This is a genomic window from Mesorhizobium sp. P2_A12 (assembly GCF_056405075.1).
In genome coordinates this window covers 382369-404931 of record NZ_JBFUCU010000004.1, presented here as the reverse complement: position 1 = coordinate 404931, position 22563 = coordinate 382369, and the positions used below count along the sequence as shown (strand labels likewise).

The window sequence follows — 22563 nt, the reverse complement described above, 5'->3', positions numbered from 1 at the left end:
CCTTTTGTCACGTTCAAACAGTCTCAATCGACCTGTTCTGTGACCGCAGAAGCTCGACCAGGCTGGTGAGATCGGCGCTAGCCTTGCCGGCCGCCACGCCGCGCTTCATCAGGCCTTGCATCGGCAGCATGAGTTCGGTGCTGATGCCCGCGGCCTTGCTGGCATCGATCAGATTGACATAGGCTTCGGCCTGCATGCCGAGATTGGAGGCGACATTGCTGGTGTGATCGCCGGCGTCGATCTGCTCGGCCCATTTCGACAGCCCACCTTGCATCGCCTGCAGCCATGACATCAGCAGAGGCATGAATACGCCGGCTGGAATTCCCGCGGATGCTGTCAGCGCCAGCGCTTGGATCACCCCCCGAACAGGCCATACATGCCTGCCAGCAGCGCGATATCGTAGAGTGATGCCAGCCCAGCATCTTCGCCCAGATACTTGCTGGTGCCGAGCGCATCGAGTTGTTTCGAGTGCGTGTCGAACCCCTGCCTTGAGCCGCTGTAGAGGATCAGGGCGTGCTGCCCACCGATCATCGGCGGCACCGCCATGATGCCGCCATCGACATAGTTGGCGCCTTGCGTGACGGCCCACTGCGACATCGCCCGCGCCTGCTCGGGCGTGCCGTTGGTGAGATTGACCAGTGTGCGGCCAGACAGCGCTTCTCGCGCGGGAGCAAGGGCCTCGTGGACCGTGTCGTAGACCAGAAGACACACCACGATCACCGGGCTCGATCTGACGGCGTCCTCGACGCTGGGAGCCACGATAGCGCCCTTGGCCGCCAAAGCCTGCGCCTTTGCCGCAGAACGGTTCCACACCGTCACCACATGGCCTTTGTCGAGGAACGACTCGGTGAGAGCCGTGCCCATGGCGCCAAGGCCGATTACAGTTATGTCGCTCATCTTGTGTCTCTCTCCGTGGTTCGGGTTTGGAAGGTCAGGCCGGCAAGGGGCTGAGGTCCTGCCCAAGGCCGCCATCGACGGTCAGCCGCGCGCCTGTGGTGAAGGTTGCATCGAAGGCCAGGAACAGCACCGCACGCGCCACCTCATCGATGGTGCCGTGACGCTTCATCGGCGTGACTGCGTCGCCGATCGCCATAAAGGCCGCCCGCTCCTCGGCGGAAGCGCCCGCCACGCCCATTGTCGGCGTATCGATGAAGCCGGGGCTGACCACATTGACGCGGATCCGGCGCGGCAGAAGTTCGGCGGCGAGGACCTTGGCGAAAGCGCGAAGTGCTGCCTTCGATCCGGAATAGACGCTCATTCCGCCGTTGCCGGATTCATCGGCGATCGACGAGGTGAAGACGATGGCACCGCCATCCTTGATAAGCGGCAGCAGGCGCTGTGCGGTGAAGAAGGCGCCTTTCGTGTTGATGTTGAAGATGTGGTCGTAGCTGTCCTCGGTGACCCGCTCCACCGGCTCGAGATTGGCAACCCCGGCATTGATGTGGAGGAAGTCGATCTGGCCGAGCTTCTGTCCCACTTCGGCCCCGAGCGTGACGATATTGGCCATGTCGCCGATGTCCGACTGCACGACATGGGCCCGCGAAAACAACTTCGCGCGGGCGGATTCGATGTTGCGGTGATCGCGCCCGGTGACCAGCACGTCGGCGCCGCCTTCGACCAGGGCCTCCGCCACGGCAAGCCCCATGCCGTGCGTTCCGCCGATCACCACGGCCTTCTTGTTTGCGTATCGTGTCATGATCCATCCCTTTCGCCAAAATTCGACCGCCGACGGCCTTTGCAGGCCGAAGCAAGGTACCGATATGTTGTTGTGCTGTTCGCCGGTGCCGGCGATCTGGTTTGAAGTTATGGACCGGCTTGGTTTTTCTCAAGTACCGACAAAAATGTAAGCCACCAACCGATTGCTCAGAATTGGATGAAATATGGGAAAGAAACAGCCAGATAGTTGCGGATTGGGGCCGGCGCTGGAGGTGATCGGCGGCAAATGGAAGGCATTGCTGCTCTGGCAGATCCACAAGGCGCCGGCGCGCTTCGGTGAACTGAAGCGGCTGGTGCCTGACATCAGTGAAAAGATGCTGATCCAGCAGCTGCGCGAAATGGAGGCCGACGGCATCGTCCACCGCGAGGTCTTCCCCGAAGTTCCACCCCGGGTCGAATACTCGATCACCGAATTCGGTATCGAACTGGACAATGCCCTGATCCCGCTCGCCAGATGGGGCAAGCAGCATGCCGGCCGGTCCGACGGGCAACGCCCCGGTAAGGCAAGCGCGCTCGCGCCGCACGGCCTGTGACCAACGCCGAACAGCAAAACGCCGCGGGTTGAAGCCGCGGCGTTTGTCTTGAAGTCAGTGGTCTGAAATCAGTGATCTCTGTCAGCTTGACGGCTGCGGTTCCATGCCGCCTTCGGGCTCGGGCCCCTTCTTGCGCCGGCCGCCGGACTTCGGCACCGCCGAGCCACGGCTGGGCGGCGTGTCGTCGCCGAGGTCGCGCGAAGGCTTCTGCCCGGCGATCAACTGCTTGATCTCTTCGCCCGACAGCGTCTCGTATTCGAGCAGCCCTTCCGCCAGCGCGATCCATTCCTTCTTCTTCTTGGTCAGGATGGATTTTGCCGTCGAATAGGCCTCGTCGATCAGGCGGCGCACTTCGGCGTCGATGATCTGCGCGGTCTCTTCCGAGACGTTCTGCGTGCGCGCCACCGAATGGCCGAGGAACACTTCCTCCTGGTTGTCGCCATAGGCGACGTGGCCGAGCTTGTCGGAAAAGCCCCAGCGCGTGACCATGGCGCGCGCCAGCTTGGTCGCCTGCTCGATGTCCGAGGAGGCGCCCGAGGTGATGTTTTCCTTGCCGAACTTGAACTCCTCGGCGACACGGCCGCCCATCATGATGGCGAGGCGCGAGATCATGTATTTGTAGCTCATTGAGTAGCGGTCGCCTTCCGGCAACTGCATGACCATACCGAGCGCCCGGCCACGCGGGATGATGGTGGCCTTGTGCAGCGGATCGGCCGACGGCACGTTGAGCGCCAGGATGGCGTGGCCGGCCTCGTGATAGGCGGTCAGCGCCTTTTCGGCCTGGGTCATCGCCGACGAACGCCGCTCGGCGCCCATCATGATCTTGTCCTTGGCGTCCTCGAACTCGGCCATGGTCACCAGGCGCTTGTTGCGTCGCGCGGCCATCAGCGCCGATTCATTGACGAGGTTCATCAGGTCGGCGCCGGAGAAGCCCGGCGTGCCGCGAGCGACGACCTTGAGGTCGACATTGGGTGCCAGCGGCACGTTGCGAACGTGAACCTTCAGGATCTTCTCGCGGCCGACGATGTCGGGGTTCGGCACCACCACCTGGCGGTCGAAGCGGCCCGGCCGCAGCAGCGCCGGGTCGAGCACGTCGGGCCGGTTGGTGGCGGCGATCAGGATAATGCTCTCGTTGGACTCGAAGCCGTCCATCTCGACCAGCAGCTGGTTCAGCGTCTGCTCGCGCTCGTCGTTGCCGCCGCCGAGACCGGCGCCGCGATGGCGGCCGACGGCATCGATTTCGTCGATGAAGATGATGCAGGGAGCGTTCTTCTTGGCCTGGTCGAACATGTCGCGGACGCGGCTGGCGCCGACGCCGACGAACATCTCGACGAAGTCCGAACCGGAGATGGTGAAGAACGGCACGTTGGCTTCGCCGGCAACCGAGCGGGCGAGCAGCGTCTTGCCGGTTCCCGGAGGGCCGACAAGCAGCACGCCGCGCGGAATCTTGCCGCCGAGCCGCTGGAACTTCTGCGGATCGCGCAGGAACTCGACAATCTCTTCCAGATCTTCCTTGGCTTCATCGACGCCGGCAACGTCCTGGAAGGTGACGCGGCCATGCGCCTCGGTCAAAAGCTTGGCCTTCGACTTGCCGAAGCCCATGGCTCGTCCGGAGCCGGACTGCATCTGGCGCATGAAGAATATCCAGACGCCGAGGATGAGGATCATCGGCAGCCACGAGATCAGATAGCCGAACAGCGAGTTGGAACCGTCGGTCTCAGGCCGCGCATTGATGGTGACGTTCTTGTCCTGTAGCCGCGAGACCAGCGACGGATCGCCGGGCGAATAGGTCTGGAAGCCGCTGGCATTGTCGGTGTAGGTGCCGGTGATGCGAGCGCCCGCAATGGTCACCGTCTTGACCCGGCCGGCCGCGACGTCCTGCAGGAACTGCGAATAAGGCACGTCGCTGGAAGCCCCTCGCGTTTGCGGCGTCTGGAACAGATTGAACAGGGCGATGAGCAAGACCGCTATGATCGCCCAGAGCGCGAGGTTGCGATAGTTCGGATTCATCAATTGTCCCGTTGGCGTCCGCGCGTCGGACACACGTCATGAGAGGAAACTTGCGCCTAACATAGGGAGAGCGCCTCCCCTTGCCAAGCAGAACAGCAGGTCTGGGTTAAGCTTTCGCCCAACATCAACCGGCACTGTGGCCACTGAAAGGCAGGGCGGGAAGCGGGGCCGCGCCAATCAGCCCTGCGACGGCCCGTGCCGGCGCCAGGTCGAAGGACGGCAGGAAGCGGGCAAAGGGGGCAACGGCCGGCCGGGCCTCGACCACAGCGGGCGCCCGGACGCTCCCCGGCAAACCAAGGCATTCACCGGCTTGCCATAGCGCCGGCTCGGCGGCGAGCGCGGCGCGCATCAGGCTTGGTGGGGTTTGCCCCTCGCCGATCGGCGGCCGCTTGGCTGCTGCGCCGAACGGGGCGATCAACAATGCGCCGCTGCTGTCGTTCAATGTGATGCGCCGGCGGCCATCCCAGAGGGTGCCCTCGGTGACTGCGGCGGCGGGCGGCAGGCCGCGCGCCTCGCGGCGCAGGAAGATGCCGACGCGCCGGGAATCGACCACCGTCCGCGACAATGTGGCGCAAAGAAATCCGCCTTTCAGCCGGCCAAACAGCGCCTCGCTGCGGGCCTGGTCCGGCAGAAAGGCAATCCCGCCGGTCGTGGCCAGCAGAAGGCGCAGTGCATAGACGGCCGCCTGCTCCTCGCCTGCGTTCAGCAAGCCGGGATCGAGACGAATGAGCCCGGCCGCCGGCTGGGTCGCGAAACGGCGGATCAGGTCCGCGGCAGCCAGGCCAAGCTGCCGGCGCGCGTTGCCCTCATGCGCGGCCAGCGCCAGCGCATCGTCGATGCGCTGCGCGCCGTCGCCGTCGGCGAGCGTCGCGCGCAGGCGCGGCCGCTCGAAAGCCTCGTCGACATTGGTCGGGTCGTCGGCCCAGTCGACATGCTGACGCCGCAGGACGTCGCGCAACGCCGCGCGCCGCGTGCCGAGAAGCGGCCGCACGATCCAGCTGCGCCAGTCATACAAGGTGGCCGGCGCCATACCGGCAAGCCCGCGGCCTGCCGTGTCGGCATGGCCCCCGCCCTCCTCACGTAGCTGCCGCATCAATACCGTTTCCGCTTGGTCGTCGGCGGTATGGCCGGTCAGGATCAGGCCGATGCCTTGCGCTAGTGCTGCTTCGGCCAGCAACCGGTAACGCGCTTCCCGGGCCGCGGCGGGCAGACCGGTCGACGGCTTGGGGCCGGACCATGTCAGGATGCGATGCGCGATGGCGTGCGTGGCGCACAGCCTCGCCATCCCCTGCGCTTCCGTCGCCGAACCCGGCCGCAAACCGTGGTCGATCGTCACCGCCAGCAGCTTCGTTGTCGGCGCAGTGCGGTCGAGATGGTGTTTGAGAAGAAGGAGCAGGGCGGTCGAGTCGCTGCCGCCGGACACGGCCGCAACGGCGCCGCTGGTAAAATCGATATGCGAAAAAAGGCTCTTCGAAAGGTCAGGCTCGATATCGAGCATCAATGCATGTCGCCCAGAGATGGTCCCGGTTTCGGGGCAACGACATGCACGGAAAGGATCAGCACGCCGCCAGCGCCTTTTCCTGCTTGACGCGTTCCTTGAGCGCACCGGAGATGTCGGGGTAGCGCTTGCCGATCTCGCTGAAGGTGGCGCAGGCCACGTCATGCTGCTTGAGGCCGACCAGCGACACGCCGAGCTTCAGCAACATGTCGGGAGCTTTCTTGGCCTTGGGATAGTCCTTGCTGGCGGAAAGGAAAGTCTCGGCCGCGTCGCGATATTTCTGCTGGCCGAGCAAAGACTCGCCAAGCCAGTAATGCGCATCCGCCGCCTTCGCATCCTTGGGGAAGCGGGAGATATGATCGCGAAAACCCTGCTCGGCGGTGCTGTAGTCGCCCGAGAGGATGAACTGATAGGAGTTGCGGTAGAGTTCCTCGGGGTCGTTGGTGGCGGGCAATGCCGCCACCACCGTGCCGTTGGACTTGCCGGCCTTGGCCGGAGCGCCGCTGGCTGGCGCGGTGTCCTGAACCGGCGCGGTCGCCTGGGTGCTGCCGCCGGCATCGATGACATTGCCGTTCTTGTCGACGGTGATGGTGCCAAAAGTCTTTTCCGGCGCTCCCGTTCCGGGAATCACCTTGCCGGGGTCGCCATTGGGCGATTCGACGATGATCTCCTGGCCGGCGGCGGGCGCGGTGCCCGCATCGGCCGGCGCCTGCGTTGCCGGAGCCGCTGCCACATCGGGGTTGCTATCCGTAGTGGTGGTGGCGTCCGATTTCTTCTGTGCCGGCGGCTGCCCGCCTTGCGTGCCGCCTTCAAGTTGCTGGAAGCGGAACTCGTTGTCTTCCTGCTGCTTGCGGATCTGCTCCTGCATCTGCAGGACCTGGAAATTGAGTTCCTCGATCTTGCCGTTCATCTGCCGCAGTTGCTCTTCCAGCCCGGTCACGGCGGCACCGTCGGACTGCACCATCTGAACCTGATCCGTTTTCTTCTTTTGGCCGAAAATGCCGGGCAATTCGATGCTGGGCAGATGGAAGGAAAAGCCGCTGTCGGTTGATTGCCCTGTGCCCGCCAGAGCCGTGACGCCTGATAGGAGCAACAGCGCAAGGGTGCCGCTTAGAACCGATCTCAAATGCATGTGCCTCTCGCCGTGATTTCGTTAGCTTGTTCGCGCCTTCCAATCAGAGTGGGACCAGCCAAGCGCCCTCGGCTCATAGCAGGAGCCGAGACTTCGGCCAAATTTTGTTTCGGGCATCCGGATATGAAAAAGGCGGCCCTGGGGCCGCCTTTCGCAAGGGTGTGTGGCATTTTTGCCGCTAGACCGTCGCGCCTCCTTGGCGCTCCGGTCGGCTGCACGGTGCTCAGGAACCGGCGCCGCTGAGCGTGGTGACCGCGCGGCGGTTCTGCGACCAGCAGGAGATGTCGTCGCACACCGCGACCGGACGCTCCTTGCCGTAGGAAATCGTCTTCAGGCGGCTGGCAGAAACGCCCTTGGCGACCAGGAAGTCGCGGGTGGCGGCGGCGCGGCGGGCGCCGAGCGCCAGATTGTACTCGCGTGTGCCGCGTTCATCGGCATGGCCTTCGATGACGATGGCATACTGCTTGTACTGGTTCAGCCACTGCGCCTGGCGCGAAAGCGTCGTCTGCGCGTCGGCACGGATCGAGGTCGAGTCCGTATCGAAGAAGATGCGGTCGCCGATGTTGACGGTAAAGTCCTTCGCCGAGCCGGGCGTTGCCGCGCCGGCACCGTTGAGGCCAAGGTCGGCGGCATTGTTAGGCGTCTTCTTTGAGGCGCAACCGGCGATGGCGAGCATCGCCACCAGCGCGATCATGACCGGGTTTCTGGTAAGTGCTGCGATACGGCCCATGCCGCCTCTCCTTCGCATTTCGAGTGATTTCGTTGATCACCCAGTAACCACGTTTGGGTTAACCGGCATTCAAGAAACATGGTTAAAAATTGGTTTAGGCTGCCCGTCCGCAGCTGTTTGGCTGAAGCCACATTTGGCGCGGACCCTAGGCGTAAATGCGGCCAAAACGCGACCAAGACGTGGAAAAGGGGCCACAAAGACCCCTTTCTGGCGCCTGTGACAATTGAGCCAAACTACTCCAGCAAGGGCGACCATGCCGGGTCGGAGGCGAAGTTCGTCGTCGGGATCGACTGTTCGTTGCGGCCGGTGAGGTCGACCGATACCAGTTTCGGTCCGCCGGCGGAATCCCGGAAGAACATCAGCACGCGGCCGTTCGGCGCCCAGGTCGGCCCTTCCTGCTGGAAACCGGACGACAGGATCCGCTCGCCCGAGCCATCGGTCTTCATGACGCCGATCTGGAATTCGCCGCCTGTCTGTTTGGTGAACGCGATGAGGTCGCCGCGCGGCGACCACACCGGCGTCGAATAGACGCCGTCGCCGAAGGAGATGCGGTTCTGGCCCGAGCCATCGGCGCCCATCACATAGATCTGGGCGCGCCCGCCACGATCGGAGGTGAACACCACCTGGCTGCCGTCGGGCGAATAGGACGGCGACGTGTCGATGGCGGTCGAATTGGTCAGCCGCGTCGTCGAACGGCTCCGCAAGTCCATGGCGAAGATGTTGGAATTGCCGTCGTCGCGCAGCAGGCTCATGATCACCTTCTGGCCGTCGGGGGAAAAGCGCGGCGCAAAGGTCATGCCGGGAAAATTGCCGACCAGTTCGCGCTGGCCGGTCTCGATCTGCAGCAGGTAGACCCGCGGCTGACCGCTTTCATAGGACATGTAGGTGATTTCCTGCCGGTTCGGCGAGAAGCGCGGCGTCAGCACGATCGACTTGCCGTCGGAGAGATAGCGGACGTTGGCACCGTCCTGATCCATGATGGCAAGGCGCTTCTTGCGCGCGTTCTTGGCGCCGGATTCGTCGATGAAGACGACGCGGGTGTCGAAGTAACCCTTCTCGCCGGTCAGCCTCTCGTAGATCGCATCGGCGATGATGTGGGCGACGCGCCTCGTATTGGCGTCGTTGGCAAAGAACTGCTCGCCGGACATCTGCTGGCCCGCAAAGGTGTCCCACAGCCGGTACTGGGCGCGAATGCGGCCGTCAGCCTCCTTGCCGACGCTGCCGGTGACCAGCGCCTGCGCGTTGATCACCTTCCAGTCGTCGAAGCGCGGTGCTGCATCCGGATTGGATATCTTCTCGATGAAGGCACTCTTGTCGATCGGCGCGAACAGGCCCGAGCGCTTCAGATCGGCGGTGACGATCTCGGATATCTGGGCGCCAAGCGCGTCGCCGCCCTGGAAATCGGTGATGGCGATCGGCAGCGGTTCGACATTGCCCTTGTTGACGTTGAGCTCGACGAGCGCCAGGGCCGGCAACGTGCCGGCCGCAGTCATGCCCATCGCCATTGCTGCGATCATCAGGAGCGGCTTGAGGATTGATTTCATGTCTTCTCGCTTCTCGTACTGATTTTCGGATACTCGAGCCTACAGGCCCAGCATCTCCCTTGGATCGAAGGTGACGCGGACGTCGGCCCAGATGTCCTGCTTGCCTGCGGGAACCTGCAGGCCGGTGACATCGCATTTTTGCACGGCGCGAACGGCACTTTCGTCGAACTGGCGGTTTCCGCTCGACTTTTCAACATTCGGGCGGCCATCCAGCTTGCCGGAGGCGTCCAGGTTGAAGCGGACGACGACGACGAAGTTTTCCGAACCTTCAAGGCCAACCGGAAGGGTCCAGCAGCCGCCGAGCTGGCTTTCCAGGGCGCCCATTTCCGATTTCGACAGCTTCTGGCCTTGATCCTTGTCGCCACCGAGCGAGGCCTGTTGGGTCGAGCGTTTGGCGCCGCCGCCGGACGGCTTCTGCTTGTCGAGGAGAGCCGAGATTTCGTCGGCATTGAACTGCTTGTCTTCGGACTTCGGCTTCGACGAGGCTTCCTTGACCGGCTTGTCGGCATCCTTGCGTTCCGGCGCCTTGGCGCTTTCGGCCTGCGCCGGCTGCGGCTTCGGCCGCGCTTCCGGCGCGGGGGCCGAGTTCGGCAGCTGTGTCTCTTCGGTGGGTGGATCCTTGGCTATGGCCTCAGCGACAGCGTCAGGCTTGACCTCGGGCGTCGGATCGATGGCCGCGGTCTTGTCCTGCGGCGGCGGGGTCGGCGCCGGCTTGGCCGGTGTCGGCTTGGGGTCCGTCTGCTTGACCGGCTCGGGCTTCACCTCTTCCTTGGGCGTCGGCGCCGGCSCCACTTCCGTCGCCGGAATGGGCTTGGGCTTTTCCTGCGGCTTCGGCACGTCCTCGGGCTTCGGCTTTTCGATCGGGGTCGGCGCGGGCGGCGGAGCCGACGTCATGTCGACCGGCTTCGGCTTGGCCTCCGGCGTTACCGGCTTGTCGGTGTCGACGCTGTTCTCGCCGACCTTCTGCGCTACCGGCACGATGTCCGGGCGCTGGGTCGGCACGGGGGCCGGCTTTTCATGCATCACGGCCTTCTTGTCGCCCTGCAATGTCTGCGCGATGGCCTCCATCGGCACGATGTCGACCGCGACCGACTCGACATCGGCGGACGGGAGTGCGGCCGGCGCCGACAGCGTGAACAGGCCGAAGGCCAGCACCGCCGTATGCAAGATCACCGATGTGGTGAGGCCGGTCTTCATCTCGCGTCTATTGATCCTGTTCCTGCAGTGAAACCAGGCCGATGTTCTTGTAGCCAGCGGACGAGATACGAGCCATCACCTTCATCGCCGTGCCATAGTCGGTGGACTTGTCGCCGCGGATGAAGATGCGCTCTTCATAGCCGGTCTTCGAGATCGCCTGCAGCTTGGCCACCAGCTCCTCGATCGGAATCTCGGTTTCCTGGAGATAGATCTGGCCGGCAGCGTTGATCGAGACGGTGATCGGCTGCGTGTCGGCATTCATCGCCTTGGCCTGCGTATCCGGCAGATCGATCGGCACGCCGACCGTCAGCATCGGCGCCGCGACCATGAAGATGATCAGCAGCACCAGCATCACGTCAACCATCGGCGTGACGTTGATTTCCGACATCAGTGCATGGTGACGGCCGCGCCGCCTGTGGCCGCGCCCACCGCGTCCTCCCATGCCAACGGACATACCCATCAGTTACTCCTCAGGCCTTGGGGGCCACTTTTTCATCGATTTGGCGCGAGAGTATGGCGGAGAACTCGTCGGAGAACCCTTCCATGCGCACCGCTATCTTGCTCGCGTCGGACGACAGTTTGTTGTAGGCGATGACGGCGGGGATGGCGGCGAGCAGGCCGATGGCCGTTGCCAGCAGCGCTTCGGCAATGCCTGGCGCGACCACCGCGAGACTGGTGTTCTTGGAGCCGGCGATCGCCTGGAACGAGGTCATGATGCCGATGACGGTGCCGAACAGGCCGATGAAGGGTGCCGCCGAGCCGGTGGTGGCGAGGAAGCCGAGGCGCCCCTCCAGCTTTTCCATCTCGCGGGTCAGCGCCAGGTCCATCGCCTTGTCGATGCGGGTCTGCAGGCCGAGCGGCGACTTGGCGCCCTTCTCGAAGCTTTTCTTCCACTCGCGCATCGCCGCCACGAAAATGGCGCCCATGCCGGTGGTCTTGCGGTCGGCGAGCGTACGGTAAAGCTCCTCGAGCGACTGCCCGGACCAGAACACCTGCTCGAACCGGTTGAGTGACAGCCGCATGCGGGCATAGGCAACCAGCTTGTCGACGATGATCGCCCAGGTCCAGACGGAAGCGCAGAGCAAACCAATCATGACCAGCTTGACCACCCAGCTGGCCTGCATGAACAGCGCCCAAATCGACAATTGCGCGCCCGGTTCGGCGAGTGCGATATTTTCCATCGTTACGTCCTTAAGATTTTCCGGGCGAAGCTGGCGGCTGGCCCCTGGCATCCCTTGTGGTCGGTTCGCACGCAGCTACCGTAACAACCCCAAACCGTGCCGTTGGTGGCCTTTTCAGGGCAAATATTGGTGAAAGGAAGGCGCTCGATAGCGCCAATCTTCACCAATCTCTTCATGAACCGTTATGGTTAAGGATGGGTTAGTACATAAGGCGCGGCGCATTGCCGCGCCCAGCGGCATGGCTCATGCAATCGCCATCGGTCGCAGTCCGTCTAGTCGGTCGCGGGAAAACCCTTGGGCATGAATGCCGCCACCCATTCCCTTGGAAAGCGCCTTGGCCGGCCATTCTCGCCGATGATCGCCGCCTCGACCTTGGCCTCGACAAGCACCTCGTCGCCACGTTTGAGCTGCTGCGCCATGAAGATGCGCGCGCCTGAAATGTCCTCGGTGCGGGTGTCGATCGTCAGGATGTCGTCGATGCGGGCGGGGCCGCGAAAATTGATCTCCATGCGACGCACCACCCAGACGATCTTCTCGCCATGCTTGCCGTCGGCGAGCTCGGTGTGATGCACGCCGGTCAGCCTGAGATAGTCGGAGCGCCCGCGTTCGAAGAATTCGAGATAGCGCGCGTGATAGACGACACCGGAGAAATCGGTGTCGGCGTAGTAGACCCGCGCCATCAGCCGGTGGCCGAATTCCGTCAGCGCGCCGGAAAGCCCTGCCAGCAACGCCGCCGATTCACCATGATCGTCCATTGCGCTTCCTTTTTCAGTCCCGACGGGGCACCTGTTTTCCGCGCGACATAGCATCGGATGGCACTGTTGACAGCGATGATCAAGACCTTGATGGCGGCGCTGTTCGTGCTGGTGGCTCTGTCGCTGCCCGGCAAGGCGGCCACCTTCTCGATGAAGCGCGGCCTCAATCTCGACCAGTGGACGACGTGGCCGGGCGAGGACCAGTGGGGCGATGCCAAGGCGATCCTGCCCTATCCGGAATGGCGCAAATTCCTTAGGGACGACGACCTCAAGGCGCTGAAGGATGCGGGCTTCGATTTCCTGCGCATGCCGGTCGACCCGTCGCCTTTCCTGTCCGGCCAGACCGTGGCCTTGCGCGACGATCTTTATGCCAGCGTGCTGGACTCGGTCCGCATGGTCAACCGCGCCGGGCTGAAGGTGATCGTCGACATGCACCTGATCCCGGCCGGCGGCAGCCGCAAGATCGGCATGGCCGAAGTGATGGACGACCCGCGGACCTTCGACGCCTATGTCGACATGGTGCGCAAGATGGCCCGCATGCTGGCCGGCGAAGATCCCGAGAAGGTCGCCTTCGAGCCGATGAACGAGCCGATCGTCGACTGCGACAGCGACGGCACCAGCCTCTGGCCGGACCGTCAGCAGAAGCTGTTCGCGGCAGCGCGCTCCTCTGCAACGAAACTGACCCTGGTGCTGACCGGCGCCTGTTATTCGGCCGCGACCTCACTGGAGAAGATCGATCCGAAGACGATCCCTGACGACAATGTCATCTGGACCTTCCACTCCTACGATCCGTTCCTGCTCACCCATCAGGGCGCGACCTGGGCCGGCGACTTCATCCCCTATGTGACCGGCCTGCCCTATCCGCTGACCGCAGTGCCGCAGGCACAACTCGAGGTGACGCTCGACACCATCCGCGCCAGGATCAAGGCCGAGGCGCCATGGACACGGCAGAGCGGCCTGCTTGCCTATCTCGACGAACAGGTCGCCAGCATGGACAGCCCCGACAAGCTACTCGGCCTGATGGATGCGCCATTCAAAAAGGTCGAGGCGTGGGGGAACGCCAACGGCATCAAGCCGGAGAACATCACGCTGGGGGAATTCGGCATGATCCGCCAGGAATATGGCAACGCCTATGTGATGCCGGCCGCGTACCGGGCCGCCTATGTCAGGGACATGATCGCGCGCGCAGAAGCGCACGGCTTCTCATGGTCGGTGTGGAGCTACGGCGGCGCCTTCGGCATCGTCGACGCCTTCAACGGCGAGAAGGCCGAGCCTGACATGATGGACGTGATCCGCGCGCTGCATTGACCGTTCAGCCGAGATCGATCGACAGGATTTCTGGGCGCATCCCGAAACGCACCGGCACAATGCTGAAGCCAAGCCCGCCCGAGACGATCAGATTACGGTCGTTCTCGACGACATGGCCATAGGCGTAGCGATTGCCGAACCGCGACGGCACGACAGGCGAATAGCCGAACAGCCGAATTTGTCCGCCATGGGTGTGGCCCGACAGGGTCAGCGACACCCGCGACGGCACGGTGGGAAAAATATCGGGCTCATGCGCGAGCAGGATGACAGGCGCGGCATCGCTGACCTTGGCCAGCGTGCCGTCGAGATCGTCCAGCCCCGTGAAGCGGCTGCGGTTCCTGGTCGGTAGCAGGGCCAGTTGGTCGGCAAGCCCGGCGATCCAGACGCCACGCCGGTCCTTCTCCAGGCGCACGACATCGTTCTCGAGGACCGGGATGCCTACCTTCTCCAGGGCCTTGCGCGCTATGGTCGGACCGGCGCCGGCGCGCTGCGCGAAGCCATCGCCCCACCAGTCGTGGTTGCCAAGGATCGACAGCACGCCGAGCGGCGCCTTGAGGCCCGACAGCGCCGATGCCCATTGTGACGGCGTCACCGGCCCGGTCACCAGGGGCATGCCTGCGATGTAGTCGCCAAGCAGGACGATCACGTCCGCTTGCAGCGAATTGGCGTCTTCGACAAGCGAAGCGATCCGCTCCGGTGTCATCCACGGTCGGCAGGCATGGATGTCGGCGAGCGCGACGATGCGCAGTTTCAATCCCGCCGGCCAATGCGGCGGCGTCAGCGCGTAGCGCTTCACATGCGTCAGCAGCATCGGTTCGATGCCGACCGCATAGGCGCTGAGCGCGGCGACTGACAGAAACGACCCGCCGACGAAGCGCAGGAACCCGCGTCTGGTTATCATGCTCGGCTCCGGGACAAAATCGCGGCGACAGTCGCCAAGGCAGCGTTAAATTCCACGATTGCGCCGGCAAATCGGCGAAGCTGAGGAGATTTTGCGCAAGGACAGTCACGGATCCTTGATCGCAGGCCCCTGTCCAATCGCCCGAGCCGCTACTCTTCCTGGAACAGGTTGATCTGTTGCTGCGCCAGATCCTTCGGCGCATCCAGCCCGAGATGCCGCCAGGCATTGGCCGTCAGCATCCGGCCGCGCGGCGTGCGCTGGATGAAACCCTGCTGGATCAGATAGGGCTCGATGATGTCCTCGATAGCGTCGCGCGGCTCGGACAGGCCGGCTGCGATCGTCTCGATGCCGACCGGGCCACCGCCGAAATTGCGGGCGATCATCGACAGATACCGGCGGTCGAGGGCGTCGAGGCCGAGCGCGTCGACCTCCAGCCGGGTGAGCGCCTCATCGGCAATCTGGCGATCGACGTGGCCATCGCCGGCGACCGAGGCGAAATCCCGCACCCGGCGCAACAGCCGGCCGGCAATGCGGGGCGTGCCGCGCGCGCGCCGCGCGATTTCCAGCGCGCCATCGTCGCCGAGCGGCATCTGCAGGATGCGGGCGCCACGCCGGACGATCTGTTCCAGTTCATCGACCGTATAGAAATTGAGCCTCACCGGAATGCCGAAACGGTCGCGCAGCGGGTTGGTCAGCAGGCCAAGCCGCGTGGTGGCGGCGACCAGCGTAAAGCGGGCGAGATCGATCTTGACCGAGCGCGCCGCCGGTCCCTCGCCGATGATCAGGTCGAGCTGGAAATCCTCCATTGCCGGATAGAGGATTTCCTCCACCGCCGGGCTCAGCCGGTGGATCTCGTCGATGAACAGCACGTCGCCTTCTTCGAGATTGGTGAGCAGGGCGGCGAGATCGCCGGCCTTGGCGATGACCGGGCCGGAGGTCGAGCGGAAATTGACGCCAAGCTCGCGCGCCATGATCTGCGCCAGCGTCGTCTTGCCGAGACCCGGCGGTCCGACGAACAGCACATGGTCGAGTGCTTCGTTGCGGCCCTTGGCGGCCTCGATGAACACTTTGAGATTGGCCCGCACCGCCGCCTGGCCGACGAAATCGTCAAGCGTCTGCGGCCGCAGGGTCTGCTCGGCATCCTCGCCGCGTTTTTCGGGCGTAATGAGACGGGGTGACAGGCTCATGACACCTTCCTTGCACGCGGCAAGGACCTGAACAAGCGACGCCTCACCGCGCCAGTTCCTTCAGTCCGAAACGGATCAGCTTCGGCGCATCGGCATCCTCGCCCGCAGTCTTCAGCGCCGCCGCCACCGCATTGGCTGCGGTGTCGCGCGAATAGCCGAGATTGACCAACGCCGAGACGGCGTCGGTGATCGGCGCCGGGGCGACGCCTTCGCCGAGTTCCTGCTTCAGGCCGATGGTGCCCGAGGCGGTGCCAGCATAGGCCGGCGCCTTGTTCTTCAACTCGGTGACGATGCGCTCGGCCACCTTCTTGCCGACGCCAGGCGCACGAGAAACCATGGCGATGTCGCGCAGCGCAATGGCGTTAGCGAGATCGGCCGGCGCCAGTGTCGACAGGATGGCCAGCGCCACCTTGGCGCCGACGCCTGGCACATTGTTCATCAGCAGCCGGAACCATTCGCGCTCCAGCTGCGACTGGAAGCCGTAGAGCCGCAGCATGTCCTCGCGCACATAGGTCTCGATGAACAGCACCACCGCTTCGCCCGACGCCGGCAGCGCGGCCAGCGTGCGTGCTGAGCAATAGGCGACATAGCCGACACCATGGATATCGACGAGGCAATGATCCTCGTCGATCTCGTCGAGCGTGCCCTTGAGTTTGCCGATCACGCCAGATCTTTCATGGAAGATGGGCCCTCATGGGTAAGTTTCAGGAGAGATGATGTCGAGATCCGGGAAATAACTGCGGTAGCGAGCAGCGTCGCGGGTCAGCAGACGATGTCCGGCAACGGTCGCATGGGCTCCGATGAAAAAGTCTGGCAACGTCCGCTCGCGAACTCCACCCGCACGGCGATAGCGGGAATGCGTGACGCCCGCAAGGAATGCCGCATCCCAGGGCAGGAACTCGCGATCCATCTCGAGCATGTCCACTGCTTTTCGAAGCGCTGTCTCTGTCGCTATGAGCGGCGCGAGCTCAGACCAGATAATCGTATTGATCACCAAGGCCCCATCACGGCGGCATGACGCAATCGCCGATGCCGACCATTTTGTCAGCGGTCCGGCCGGTCCCCAGACATCGATCAGGACATTTGTGTCAATCAACGTCGATATCTTCACGCGGCCCCCTCAGCCACTCCATGTACTCGTCGGTCGTCATGCCTCCCAGATCCAGGGTCCCCTCCATTCGGTCAAGGACATCACTGAACCTGCGGGATGCCTCTTCCTCGGACAGGTTTTCGTTGACGGCGACAAGACGAGCGCCCTCATCGGTGGCCACGAACTCCACCTCGGAGCCCGGGCCGATTCCCAGATGGTCTCTTATCTGTTTGGGGATTGTGACTTGCCCCTTGGTGGTCACGCGCATGGTAATACCTCAGAAGTATTACTTATCGCAGGCACGGGAACAAGTCAAGAACATTGCTATCCGGCGAGCGCCATTCGATAGGCGACGCTTTGCCGGTGATGCGCATGGCAGATGGCGATGGCAAGAGCGTCGGCGGCGTGTTCGGTATCGAAGGTGGCCTTTGGCAGAAGCACCTTCACCATCATGTGGATCTGTTTCTTGTCGCCATGACCAACGCCGATCACCGCCTTCTTGACGGCGTTGGGCGCATATTCGGCCACGACGAGACCAGCGCGCGCCGGCACCAGCATGGCAATGCCGCGCGCCTGGCCGAGCTTCAGCGTCGCCACGGCGTCCTTGTTGACGAAGGTCTGTTCGACCGCGGCCTCGTGCGGCATGGCGGTGTGCAGGATTTCGGCGAGCCCGTCATGCAATTGGCAGAGCCGCGTCGCCAGTGCCGCCTTGTCGTCGGAACGCACAGTGCCTGAGGCAACGAAGCGCAATGAATTGCCAAGGCTCTCGACGATGCCCCAACCGGTGCGCCTGAGCCCCGGATCGATACCGATGATGCGAATCGCTTCCCCCATCCCGCCAGTCTACCTCCGACGGACAGCGATGCCAGCGAAATGTGAACAAACCGGAAACGAATGGCCGCCGAGCTTTAGCCGCGAGCGAAAGCCGTGTTCAGCAGGCTGATCTGGTCGGAAACCGGATTGGGGCGGCGGACCGCCGGTTGCATGTCGACCACGGCGTCGGAGCCGTAGATCTCCTCGTCCATGCGACGCACCAGCGCCTGCAGGCGCAGCGAGCGGGTGACGAGGTCGAGGAAATCCTCGGGCAGTTCGGCCCAGCCCGCGGCTTCGTCATGGGCGGAAGCGGTGTCAAGGCGCACCTTGGACTTCTCAGACGCAACCTGGTCGCGGGTCATCTCACCGGAATTCGCGGCGCGCTGCAAAAGCAGCCACGAGGCAACCTGCATCAGCCTTGTGGTCAGCCGCATCGATTCGGCCGCATAGAGCGTGGCCCCCAGCCTGGACAATTTCTTTGCCTCGGCCCGGCCCTTGCCGTCGAGATACTCCGCCGCCTGTTCGACCAGGCCCATACCTTCCTGGTAAAGCGGCTTGAAGGATTGCGTGAAAACCCGGCGCTCCGCCAGCTTGACGGTTTTCGCACTGCCCGTCGAAGGCTCGTTCATTGCTACGCCCCTGCACCTACAGCCGGCTGATTCGGCTCACTGCCGATACACCCGGCAGCCTATATGACTGAAGCTTCAAAATGCGCTTCGTCACCCGCGATGGCAAGCACATGTTTAACAGAAGGTTAACGGCGAGCCGACATCGGACGCCCCCGGAATCCAGACAAAAAAAGAGCCGCGGATAAGGCGGCTCTCAGGAGTTTAACAGGGAGGCGTCAAACAAAGTGGCTCCAACCACTCGGTAAGAATCCAGATCACTGGATGGACATAGTAAACACCTGTAAAGCTTAATGAAGCCTTAACGGCGCGCGTGTTTTTTGATCCAAAGCCGCCGTCCTGTGCCGGAACAGCACAGCCCCGAACCTCGCTTCAGAGTCTGTTTCGAAATTCGCTCTGGCGAGTCACATGGTGGTTTCGAGAACCGGAGCGGAGCGGACATTTGGTCCGCGAGCACCGGAAGCGCAGAAAACCCCATCAGATGGCCGCCAGAGCAAAGTTCCAGACAGGCTCTCGGCTCAGGCTTTCTTCCAGACGGCCGGTAAGGCGATGAAGGCAAACAGCAGCATGGCCGCGTAGAATCCCATCGACGAAATCCCGACAAGCGGTTCGATCGCGGCATTGCCGGCAAGCAGGAAATAGAGACCGATTAACAGGCCGATGCCGCTGATTGCCGTCAGCCAGAAATGGATGGTGGCGAGCATCTTTTGTCCGACTGCCGGAAACAGATGGTAGAAGAAGGCGAAGACCGCCGACATCAGCCATCCGGCCACCATCGTGTGGGCGTGGGTTGGCATCTGGCTATGGTCTTGGCTGATCGCCATGTGCAGGCCGAGCGCCATCCCGCACAGCGAATAGATGATGGCCAGCGTGAAGAAATTCCGTGCTACCCCTTGCATAATGTCCCCTCGAATGCCTCTTCCCGTGTGCGGGAATGGGTTGATTGTCAGGCGAATCTTGTCGCCACCGGGCTCCCGGCATTGGCGCACTAGCATCGGCACTGTTTCCAGACGATGTCGCGCCAACCCCTCCGACACTTCTCCCAATAGCAGAAACCCAGGCAGCGCATTCGCCATCTCAGTGGCTTCGTGTGCTGGCGGCAGGCGGAAACAGAACCGGCTTTTTCGCGACATCGTTCCGAAACGGGCGCGGCGCTAAACGCTCGCTCCTCTGACGGCCGGCGCAAATCGCGTCCTGCCACACCCCCTCCAGAACATCCAAGGAGCAACCATGGATTGGTACTCGATCGTAAAATTCCTCCATGTCGTCACGGCCATCTTATGGGTCGGAGGCGGCTTCGTGTTGTTCCTCCTCGGCGTACTTGCCGAGCGCGCCGGCAACATCGAGGACAAGATGCAGGCGATGCGCGCCAGCGGACAGTTGGGTGGCCGTTTCTTCGCGCCGATGTCGATGCTGACCCTGATCTTCGGTCTCATCATGTGCAGTTTCTGGGTTGGCTTCTCGGATCTATGGATCATCATCGGTCTGGTCGGCTACGCCACGACCTTTTCGATCGGCATGTTCATCTTCAAGCCAACGGGCGAGCGCATGGGAGCGATGATCGCCAAGGATGGTATCACGCCTGCGGCTCTGGCCATTGGCCAGCGCATGATGAGCGCCGCACGCTTCGACTACTCAGTGATGCTGGTGGTCATCGCCGACATGGTGCTCAAGCCGAGTGTGCATGACATCGGCATTCTTGCTGGCATGGTGCTGGTCGTCGTGGTCGGCGCCACCCTCGCCCTTGGCGTCGACCGTCGCCTCGTGCCGAGCCCCGCCTGACACAGCCGTGATGATGAGGGCGGCTGCACGACCGCCCCCCTCTACATAAGGCCGGCGATGCCGTCCCACAGCAGCTTCAGCGCCACCACCGCCACGGTTGCGTAGGTGAAGGGATAGAAGGTTTCCGGGCGCATCCGCCGCACCAGCCAGGCGCCGGCGACGGTCGAGAGCGGCGCCAGCGGCATCAGCACCGCCGACGCCGTCAGATTGGCGGTGTCGAACTGGCCGAGCGCGAAATAGGGAATGAGCTTCAGCGCATTGGTTGCGGCAAAAAAGATCGCCGCGGTGCCCGACAGAATTTTGGGATCGAGCCGGATCGGCAAGGCATAGACCTGGAACGGCGGGCCGCCGACATGGGCAACGAAGCTGGTGAAGCCGGCGACCGTCCCCCAAATGGCGGCAGCCATGCGGTTGGGCGCGACCGCGTGGTCCGCGCCATGGCGAAACTGCAGATAGAGCCAGCGCAGGACGAAGATGATGGCGACGGCGCCGACGATCAGCCGTACCGCCTCCTCGGTCACCAGTGCTGCCGTCAGCCAGCCGAGACAGATGCCGACGACCGCGCCCGGCATCATGTCGACCAGCATATTGCGGTCGTAGACACCCCACCATGTCCACACCGACACGATGTCCATCAGGCACAGGATCGGCAGCAGGATGGCCGCCGCCTGCACCGGCGGCATGGTCAGCGCCATCAAGGGCACGCCGACGAAACCGACGGCGCCGCCGAAGCCGCCCTTGGACAGGCCGACCAGAATGACCGCCGGAATGGCAGCCGCGTAGAACCACGGATCGAGAAGCAGACCTGACATGGGGAGGGGCTGGGCTGGAGGGGAAAGAGTATCGACGCCTGAATAGCCCAGAATCCTCGGCGGAGCGACAGCAAATATAGCCCACCCGCCGCCGGCGTTTCATCCGGCGTCGATCAGGAAGCCTGCAAGATCTTTGCCCTGTCACGCGGAGCGGTTGCGTCGAGCGGTGGCGGCCGCCGCCGGATCGGCTGTGCCTTGATGATGGCAGTGCTCGTCTCGGCCTTGTCGGCGATGCGGTCGAGAATGCCGTCGAGATCGCCGATCGAGCGCACGAACAGCCGGGCGACGAAGCAGTCATCGCCCGTTACTTTGTCGCATTCGCCAAATTCGGGGATCTCCTCGATCAGCTTCTGGACGATGTGCAGCTTGCCCGGCAACGGCCGGATGCGCACGATTGCCTGCAACGTATAGCCGAGCGCCAGCGGATCGATCTCGACGGTGAACGCCCGGATGACGCCGCGTTCCTCGAGCCGTCGAAGCCGTTCCGAGACGCTCGGCGATGACAGCCCGACTTGGGCAGCCAATTCCTTCAGCGAGGTCCGCGCGTCCTTGATCAGAATTTCGAGGAGGCGCCGGTCGAGATCGTCAAGCATTTTACATCTCCCGCAAATTTGGAGGAGAAGCCTAATATAATTAGGTAAATCGTCTATACTACCTTCCTCATCAGATGGAAAGCTTCGTTGCCGCATGAGATTATACCAGCTCAACGGGTTCGGAGGTCTGTCGTGAACGATACAGTGCGCGGTACGGTCGAAATGTCCGCCGCAATGGCGATCCTGGGGACGATCGGATGGTTCGTCGTCATGTCCGGGCAGCCGATCATGGACGTGGTGTTCTGGCGTTGCGCGTTCGGCGCGCTGACGCTGCTTGTCATCTGCGCCGGGCTGGGCTTGCTGCGCAACAGCTTGTCGCTGCACATCATCAGCTTCGCCGCGCTCGGCGGCGTCGCCATCGTCGTCAACTGGCTGCTGCTGTTCAGCGCGTTCTCGCGCGCGTCGATCTCGATCGCCACCGCCGTCTACAACACCCAGCCCTTCATGCTGGTCGGCTTCGGCGCGCTGTTCTTCGCCGAGCGGCTGACCCTGACCAAGCTGACCTGGCTGGCCATCGCCTTCGCCGGCATGGTGCTGATCGTGCAGGCCGCCCCTGATGCCGGCGATGTCGGCACGGATTACTTTACCGGCATCGTCATGGCATTGGGCGCGGCTTTCTTCTGGGCCGTCGCCGCCATCGTCACCAAGAAGCTCAGGGGCACGCCCCCGCACCTGATCGCGCTGATCCAGGTCTGCGTCGGCGTCGTCATGTTGGCGCCCTTCGCCAACCTTTCCCAGCTTCCCGCCGATGCGTGGAGTTGGGTCATGCTGGCGACGCTCGGCATCGTCCACACCGGCCTGATGTACATCCTGATGTACGGCGCCATCCAGAAGCTGCCGACGCATCTGCAGGGGTCGCTGTCCTTCATCTACCCGGTGGTGGCGATCCTGGTCGATGTTGTGGCCTTCGGCCATCGGCTGCATCTGAGCCAGATTGTCGGCGCCACCGCCATCCTGATCGCCGCCGCCGGCATGAATCTTGGCTGGACGCTGTGGAAGTCGAAGGCGCCCGTCATGAGCCCGCACCCGATCAAGTGACACAGGCCCGCCGTCGGCCCGGCGGGTCACAATCGCGATCCCGGCTGCCCGCCTGTTCAAAGCGGGCACTTTGCTCTATGCCGCAATCCAACCATCTTCGCCCGGCATAGGCGAAAC

The 22563-nt window shown here is 63.4% G+C and carries 26 protein-coding genes; 4 read left to right on the top strand and 22 right to left on the bottom strand.

What is annotated here, in order from left to right:
- Positions 1-13: 13 nt before the first annotated feature.
- Genes AC1DZU_RS12280 through AC1DZU_RS12270 form a run of 3 tightly spaced genes read right to left on the bottom strand, consistent with a single transcriptional unit; the run spans position 14 to position 1696 of the window.
- Complete coding sequence (locus AC1DZU_RS12280; protein ID WP_477284898.1) at positions 14-304, bottom strand: imine reductase family protein; 291 nt, start codon at positions 302-304, stop codon at positions 14-16.
- Between the two features lie 50 nt (positions 305-354).
- Positions 355-897, bottom strand: a complete 543-nt coding sequence (locus AC1DZU_RS12275) for an NAD(P)-binding domain-containing protein (RefSeq protein ID WP_477284896.1) — start codon at positions 895-897, stop codon at positions 355-357.
- A 34-nt stretch (positions 898-931) separates the two neighbouring features.
- Positions 932-1696: an SDR family oxidoreductase gene (locus AC1DZU_RS12270; RefSeq protein ID WP_477284894.1), complete on the bottom strand. Its 765-nt coding sequence runs from the start codon at positions 1694-1696 to the stop codon at positions 932-934.
- A gap of 184 nt (positions 1697-1880) precedes the next feature.
- On the opposite strand from AC1DZU_RS12270, the gene AC1DZU_RS12265 reads away from it, so the two are divergent.
- Complete coding sequence (locus AC1DZU_RS12265) at positions 1881-2249, top strand: winged helix-turn-helix transcriptional regulator (RefSeq protein WP_477284892.1); 369 nt, start codon at positions 1881-1883, stop codon at positions 2247-2249.
- Between the two features lie 81 nt (positions 2250-2330).
- Here the strand turns inward: AC1DZU_RS12265 and ftsH are convergent, their stop codons facing one another.
- From ftsH to ybgC, 9 genes are all read right to left on the bottom strand, one after another.
- Complete coding sequence (gene ftsH / locus AC1DZU_RS12260; protein ID WP_184872356.1) at positions 2331-4259, bottom strand: ATP-dependent zinc metalloprotease FtsH; 1929 nt, start codon at positions 4257-4259, stop codon at positions 2331-2333.
- Between the two features lie 124 nt (positions 4260-4383).
- Entirely contained in the window at positions 4384-5757 is a 1374-nt protein-coding gene (gene tilS, locus AC1DZU_RS12255) for a tRNA lysidine(34) synthetase TilS (protein ID WP_477284889.1), read from the bottom strand.
- 58 nt (positions 5758-5815) lie between these two features.
- Positions 5816-6889, bottom strand: coding sequence for a tol-pal system protein YbgF (ybgF, locus tag AC1DZU_RS12250; RefSeq protein WP_477284887.1), 1074 nt, complete (start codon positions 6887-6889; stop codon positions 5816-5818).
- A 223-nt stretch (positions 6890-7112) separates the two neighbouring features.
- A complete protein-coding gene (gene pal / locus AC1DZU_RS12245) occupies positions 7113-7619 on the bottom strand; it encodes a peptidoglycan-associated lipoprotein Pal (RefSeq protein WP_095089511.1) in 507 nt (168 codons plus the stop codon).
- A 233-nt stretch (positions 7620-7852) separates the two neighbouring features.
- A complete protein-coding gene (gene tolB / locus AC1DZU_RS12240) occupies positions 7853-9136 on the bottom strand; it encodes a Tol-Pal system beta propeller repeat protein TolB (RefSeq protein ID WP_245331229.1) in 1284 nt (427 codons plus the stop codon).
- Positions 9137-9202: 66 nt separating this feature from the next.
- Positions 9203-10360, bottom strand: a complete 1158-nt coding sequence (locus AC1DZU_RS12235; protein WP_477284885.1) for an energy transducer TonB family protein — start codon at positions 10358-10360, stop codon at positions 9203-9205.
- A gap of 7 nt (positions 10361-10367) precedes the next feature.
- The gene (gene tolR, locus AC1DZU_RS12230) at positions 10368-10820 is read right to left on the bottom strand and encodes a protein TolR (protein WP_111548317.1); all 453 of its coding nucleotides are present in this window, start codon (positions 10818-10820) and stop codon (positions 10368-10370) included.
- 10 nt (positions 10821-10830) lie between these two features.
- On the bottom strand, positions 10831-11541 hold the full coding sequence (gene tolQ, locus AC1DZU_RS12225) for a protein TolQ (protein WP_095089519.1): 711 nt from the start codon (positions 11539-11541) through the stop codon (positions 10831-10833).
- A 272-nt stretch (positions 11542-11813) separates the two neighbouring features.
- Positions 11814-12296 (bottom strand): tol-pal system-associated acyl-CoA thioesterase, encoded by a 483-nt coding sequence (gene ybgC / locus AC1DZU_RS12220; RefSeq protein WP_477284882.1) that lies wholly within the window; start codon positions 12294-12296, stop codon positions 11814-11816.
- A 57-nt stretch (positions 12297-12353) separates the two neighbouring features.
- On the opposite strand from ybgC, the gene AC1DZU_RS12215 reads away from it, so the two are divergent.
- Entirely contained in the window at positions 12354-13604 is a 1251-nt protein-coding gene (locus tag AC1DZU_RS12215; protein WP_477284880.1) for a glycoside hydrolase family 5 protein, read from the top strand.
- Between the two features lie 4 nt (positions 13605-13608).
- On the opposite strand, the gene AC1DZU_RS12210 is transcribed toward AC1DZU_RS12215, so the two are convergent.
- The 8 genes from AC1DZU_RS12210 to AC1DZU_RS12175 all read right to left on the bottom strand — a co-directional run bounded on the left by AC1DZU_RS12210 (position 13609) and on the right by AC1DZU_RS12175 (position 19120).
- Complete coding sequence (locus AC1DZU_RS12210; protein ID WP_477284878.1) at positions 13609-14505, bottom strand: metallophosphoesterase; 897 nt, start codon at positions 14503-14505, stop codon at positions 13609-13611.
- A 149-nt stretch (positions 14506-14654) separates the two neighbouring features.
- Positions 14655-15692: a Holliday junction branch migration DNA helicase RuvB gene (gene ruvB, locus AC1DZU_RS12205; protein WP_477227687.1), complete on the bottom strand. Its 1038-nt coding sequence runs from the start codon at positions 15690-15692 to the stop codon at positions 14655-14657.
- Positions 15693-15735: 43 nt separating this feature from the next.
- Positions 15736-16356: a Holliday junction branch migration protein RuvA gene (gene ruvA / locus AC1DZU_RS12200; RefSeq protein ID WP_477284876.1), complete on the bottom strand. Its 621-nt coding sequence runs from the start codon at positions 16354-16356 to the stop codon at positions 15736-15738.
- A gap of 27 nt (positions 16357-16383) precedes the next feature.
- Positions 16384-16803, bottom strand: coding sequence for a type II toxin-antitoxin system VapC family toxin (locus AC1DZU_RS12195; protein ID WP_477284874.1), 420 nt, complete (start codon positions 16801-16803; stop codon positions 16384-16386).
- On the bottom strand, positions 16781-17050 hold the full coding sequence (locus tag AC1DZU_RS12190) for an AbrB/MazE/SpoVT family DNA-binding domain-containing protein (protein WP_477284872.1): 270 nt from the start codon (positions 17048-17050) through the stop codon (positions 16781-16783). The genes AC1DZU_RS12195 and AC1DZU_RS12190 overlap by 23 nt, the downstream gene beginning before the upstream one ends.
- Positions 17051-17106: 56 nt before the next feature.
- Positions 17107-17616, bottom strand: a complete 510-nt coding sequence (ruvC, locus tag AC1DZU_RS12185) for a crossover junction endodeoxyribonuclease RuvC (protein WP_095089535.1) — start codon at positions 17614-17616, stop codon at positions 17107-17109.
- 74 nt (positions 17617-17690) lie between these two features.
- A complete protein-coding gene (rcdA, locus tag AC1DZU_RS12180; RefSeq protein ID WP_477284869.1) occupies positions 17691-18224 on the bottom strand; it encodes a protease adaptor protein RcdA in 534 nt (177 codons plus the stop codon).
- Between the two features lie 515 nt (positions 18225-18739).
- The gene (locus AC1DZU_RS12175) at positions 18740-19120 is read right to left on the bottom strand and encodes a hypothetical protein (RefSeq protein WP_457150855.1); all 381 of its coding nucleotides are present in this window, start codon (positions 19118-19120) and stop codon (positions 18740-18742) included.
- A gap of 331 nt (positions 19121-19451) precedes the next feature.
- Here AC1DZU_RS12175 and AC1DZU_RS12170 point away from each other — a divergent pair, with 331 nt between their 5' ends.
- Positions 19452-20003 carry a DUF2269 family protein gene (locus AC1DZU_RS12170; RefSeq protein WP_477284867.1) on the top strand — a complete coding sequence of 184 codons (552 nt, stop codon included), beginning with the start codon at positions 19452-19454 and terminating at the stop codon, positions 20001-20003.
- 41 nt (positions 20004-20044) lie between these two features.
- Here AC1DZU_RS12170 and AC1DZU_RS12165 read toward each other — a convergent pair whose 3' ends face one another.
- Both AC1DZU_RS12165 and AC1DZU_RS12160 read right to left on the bottom strand, forming a co-directional pair.
- Positions 20045-20815 (bottom strand): sulfite exporter TauE/SafE family protein, encoded by a 771-nt coding sequence (locus AC1DZU_RS12165; RefSeq protein ID WP_477284865.1) that lies wholly within the window; start codon positions 20813-20815, stop codon positions 20045-20047.
- Between the two features lie 113 nt (positions 20816-20928).
- Positions 20929-21408, bottom strand: a complete 480-nt coding sequence (locus AC1DZU_RS12160) for an Lrp/AsnC family transcriptional regulator (RefSeq protein WP_477284864.1) — start codon at positions 21406-21408, stop codon at positions 20929-20931.
- 132 nt (positions 21409-21540) lie between these two features.
- Between AC1DZU_RS12160 and AC1DZU_RS12155 the strand changes: the two genes are divergently transcribed.
- The gene (locus AC1DZU_RS12155; RefSeq protein ID WP_477284863.1) at positions 21541-22446 is read left to right on the top strand and encodes a DMT family transporter; all 906 of its coding nucleotides are present in this window, start codon (positions 21541-21543) and stop codon (positions 22444-22446) included.
- Positions 22447-22563: the final 117 nt, after the last annotated feature.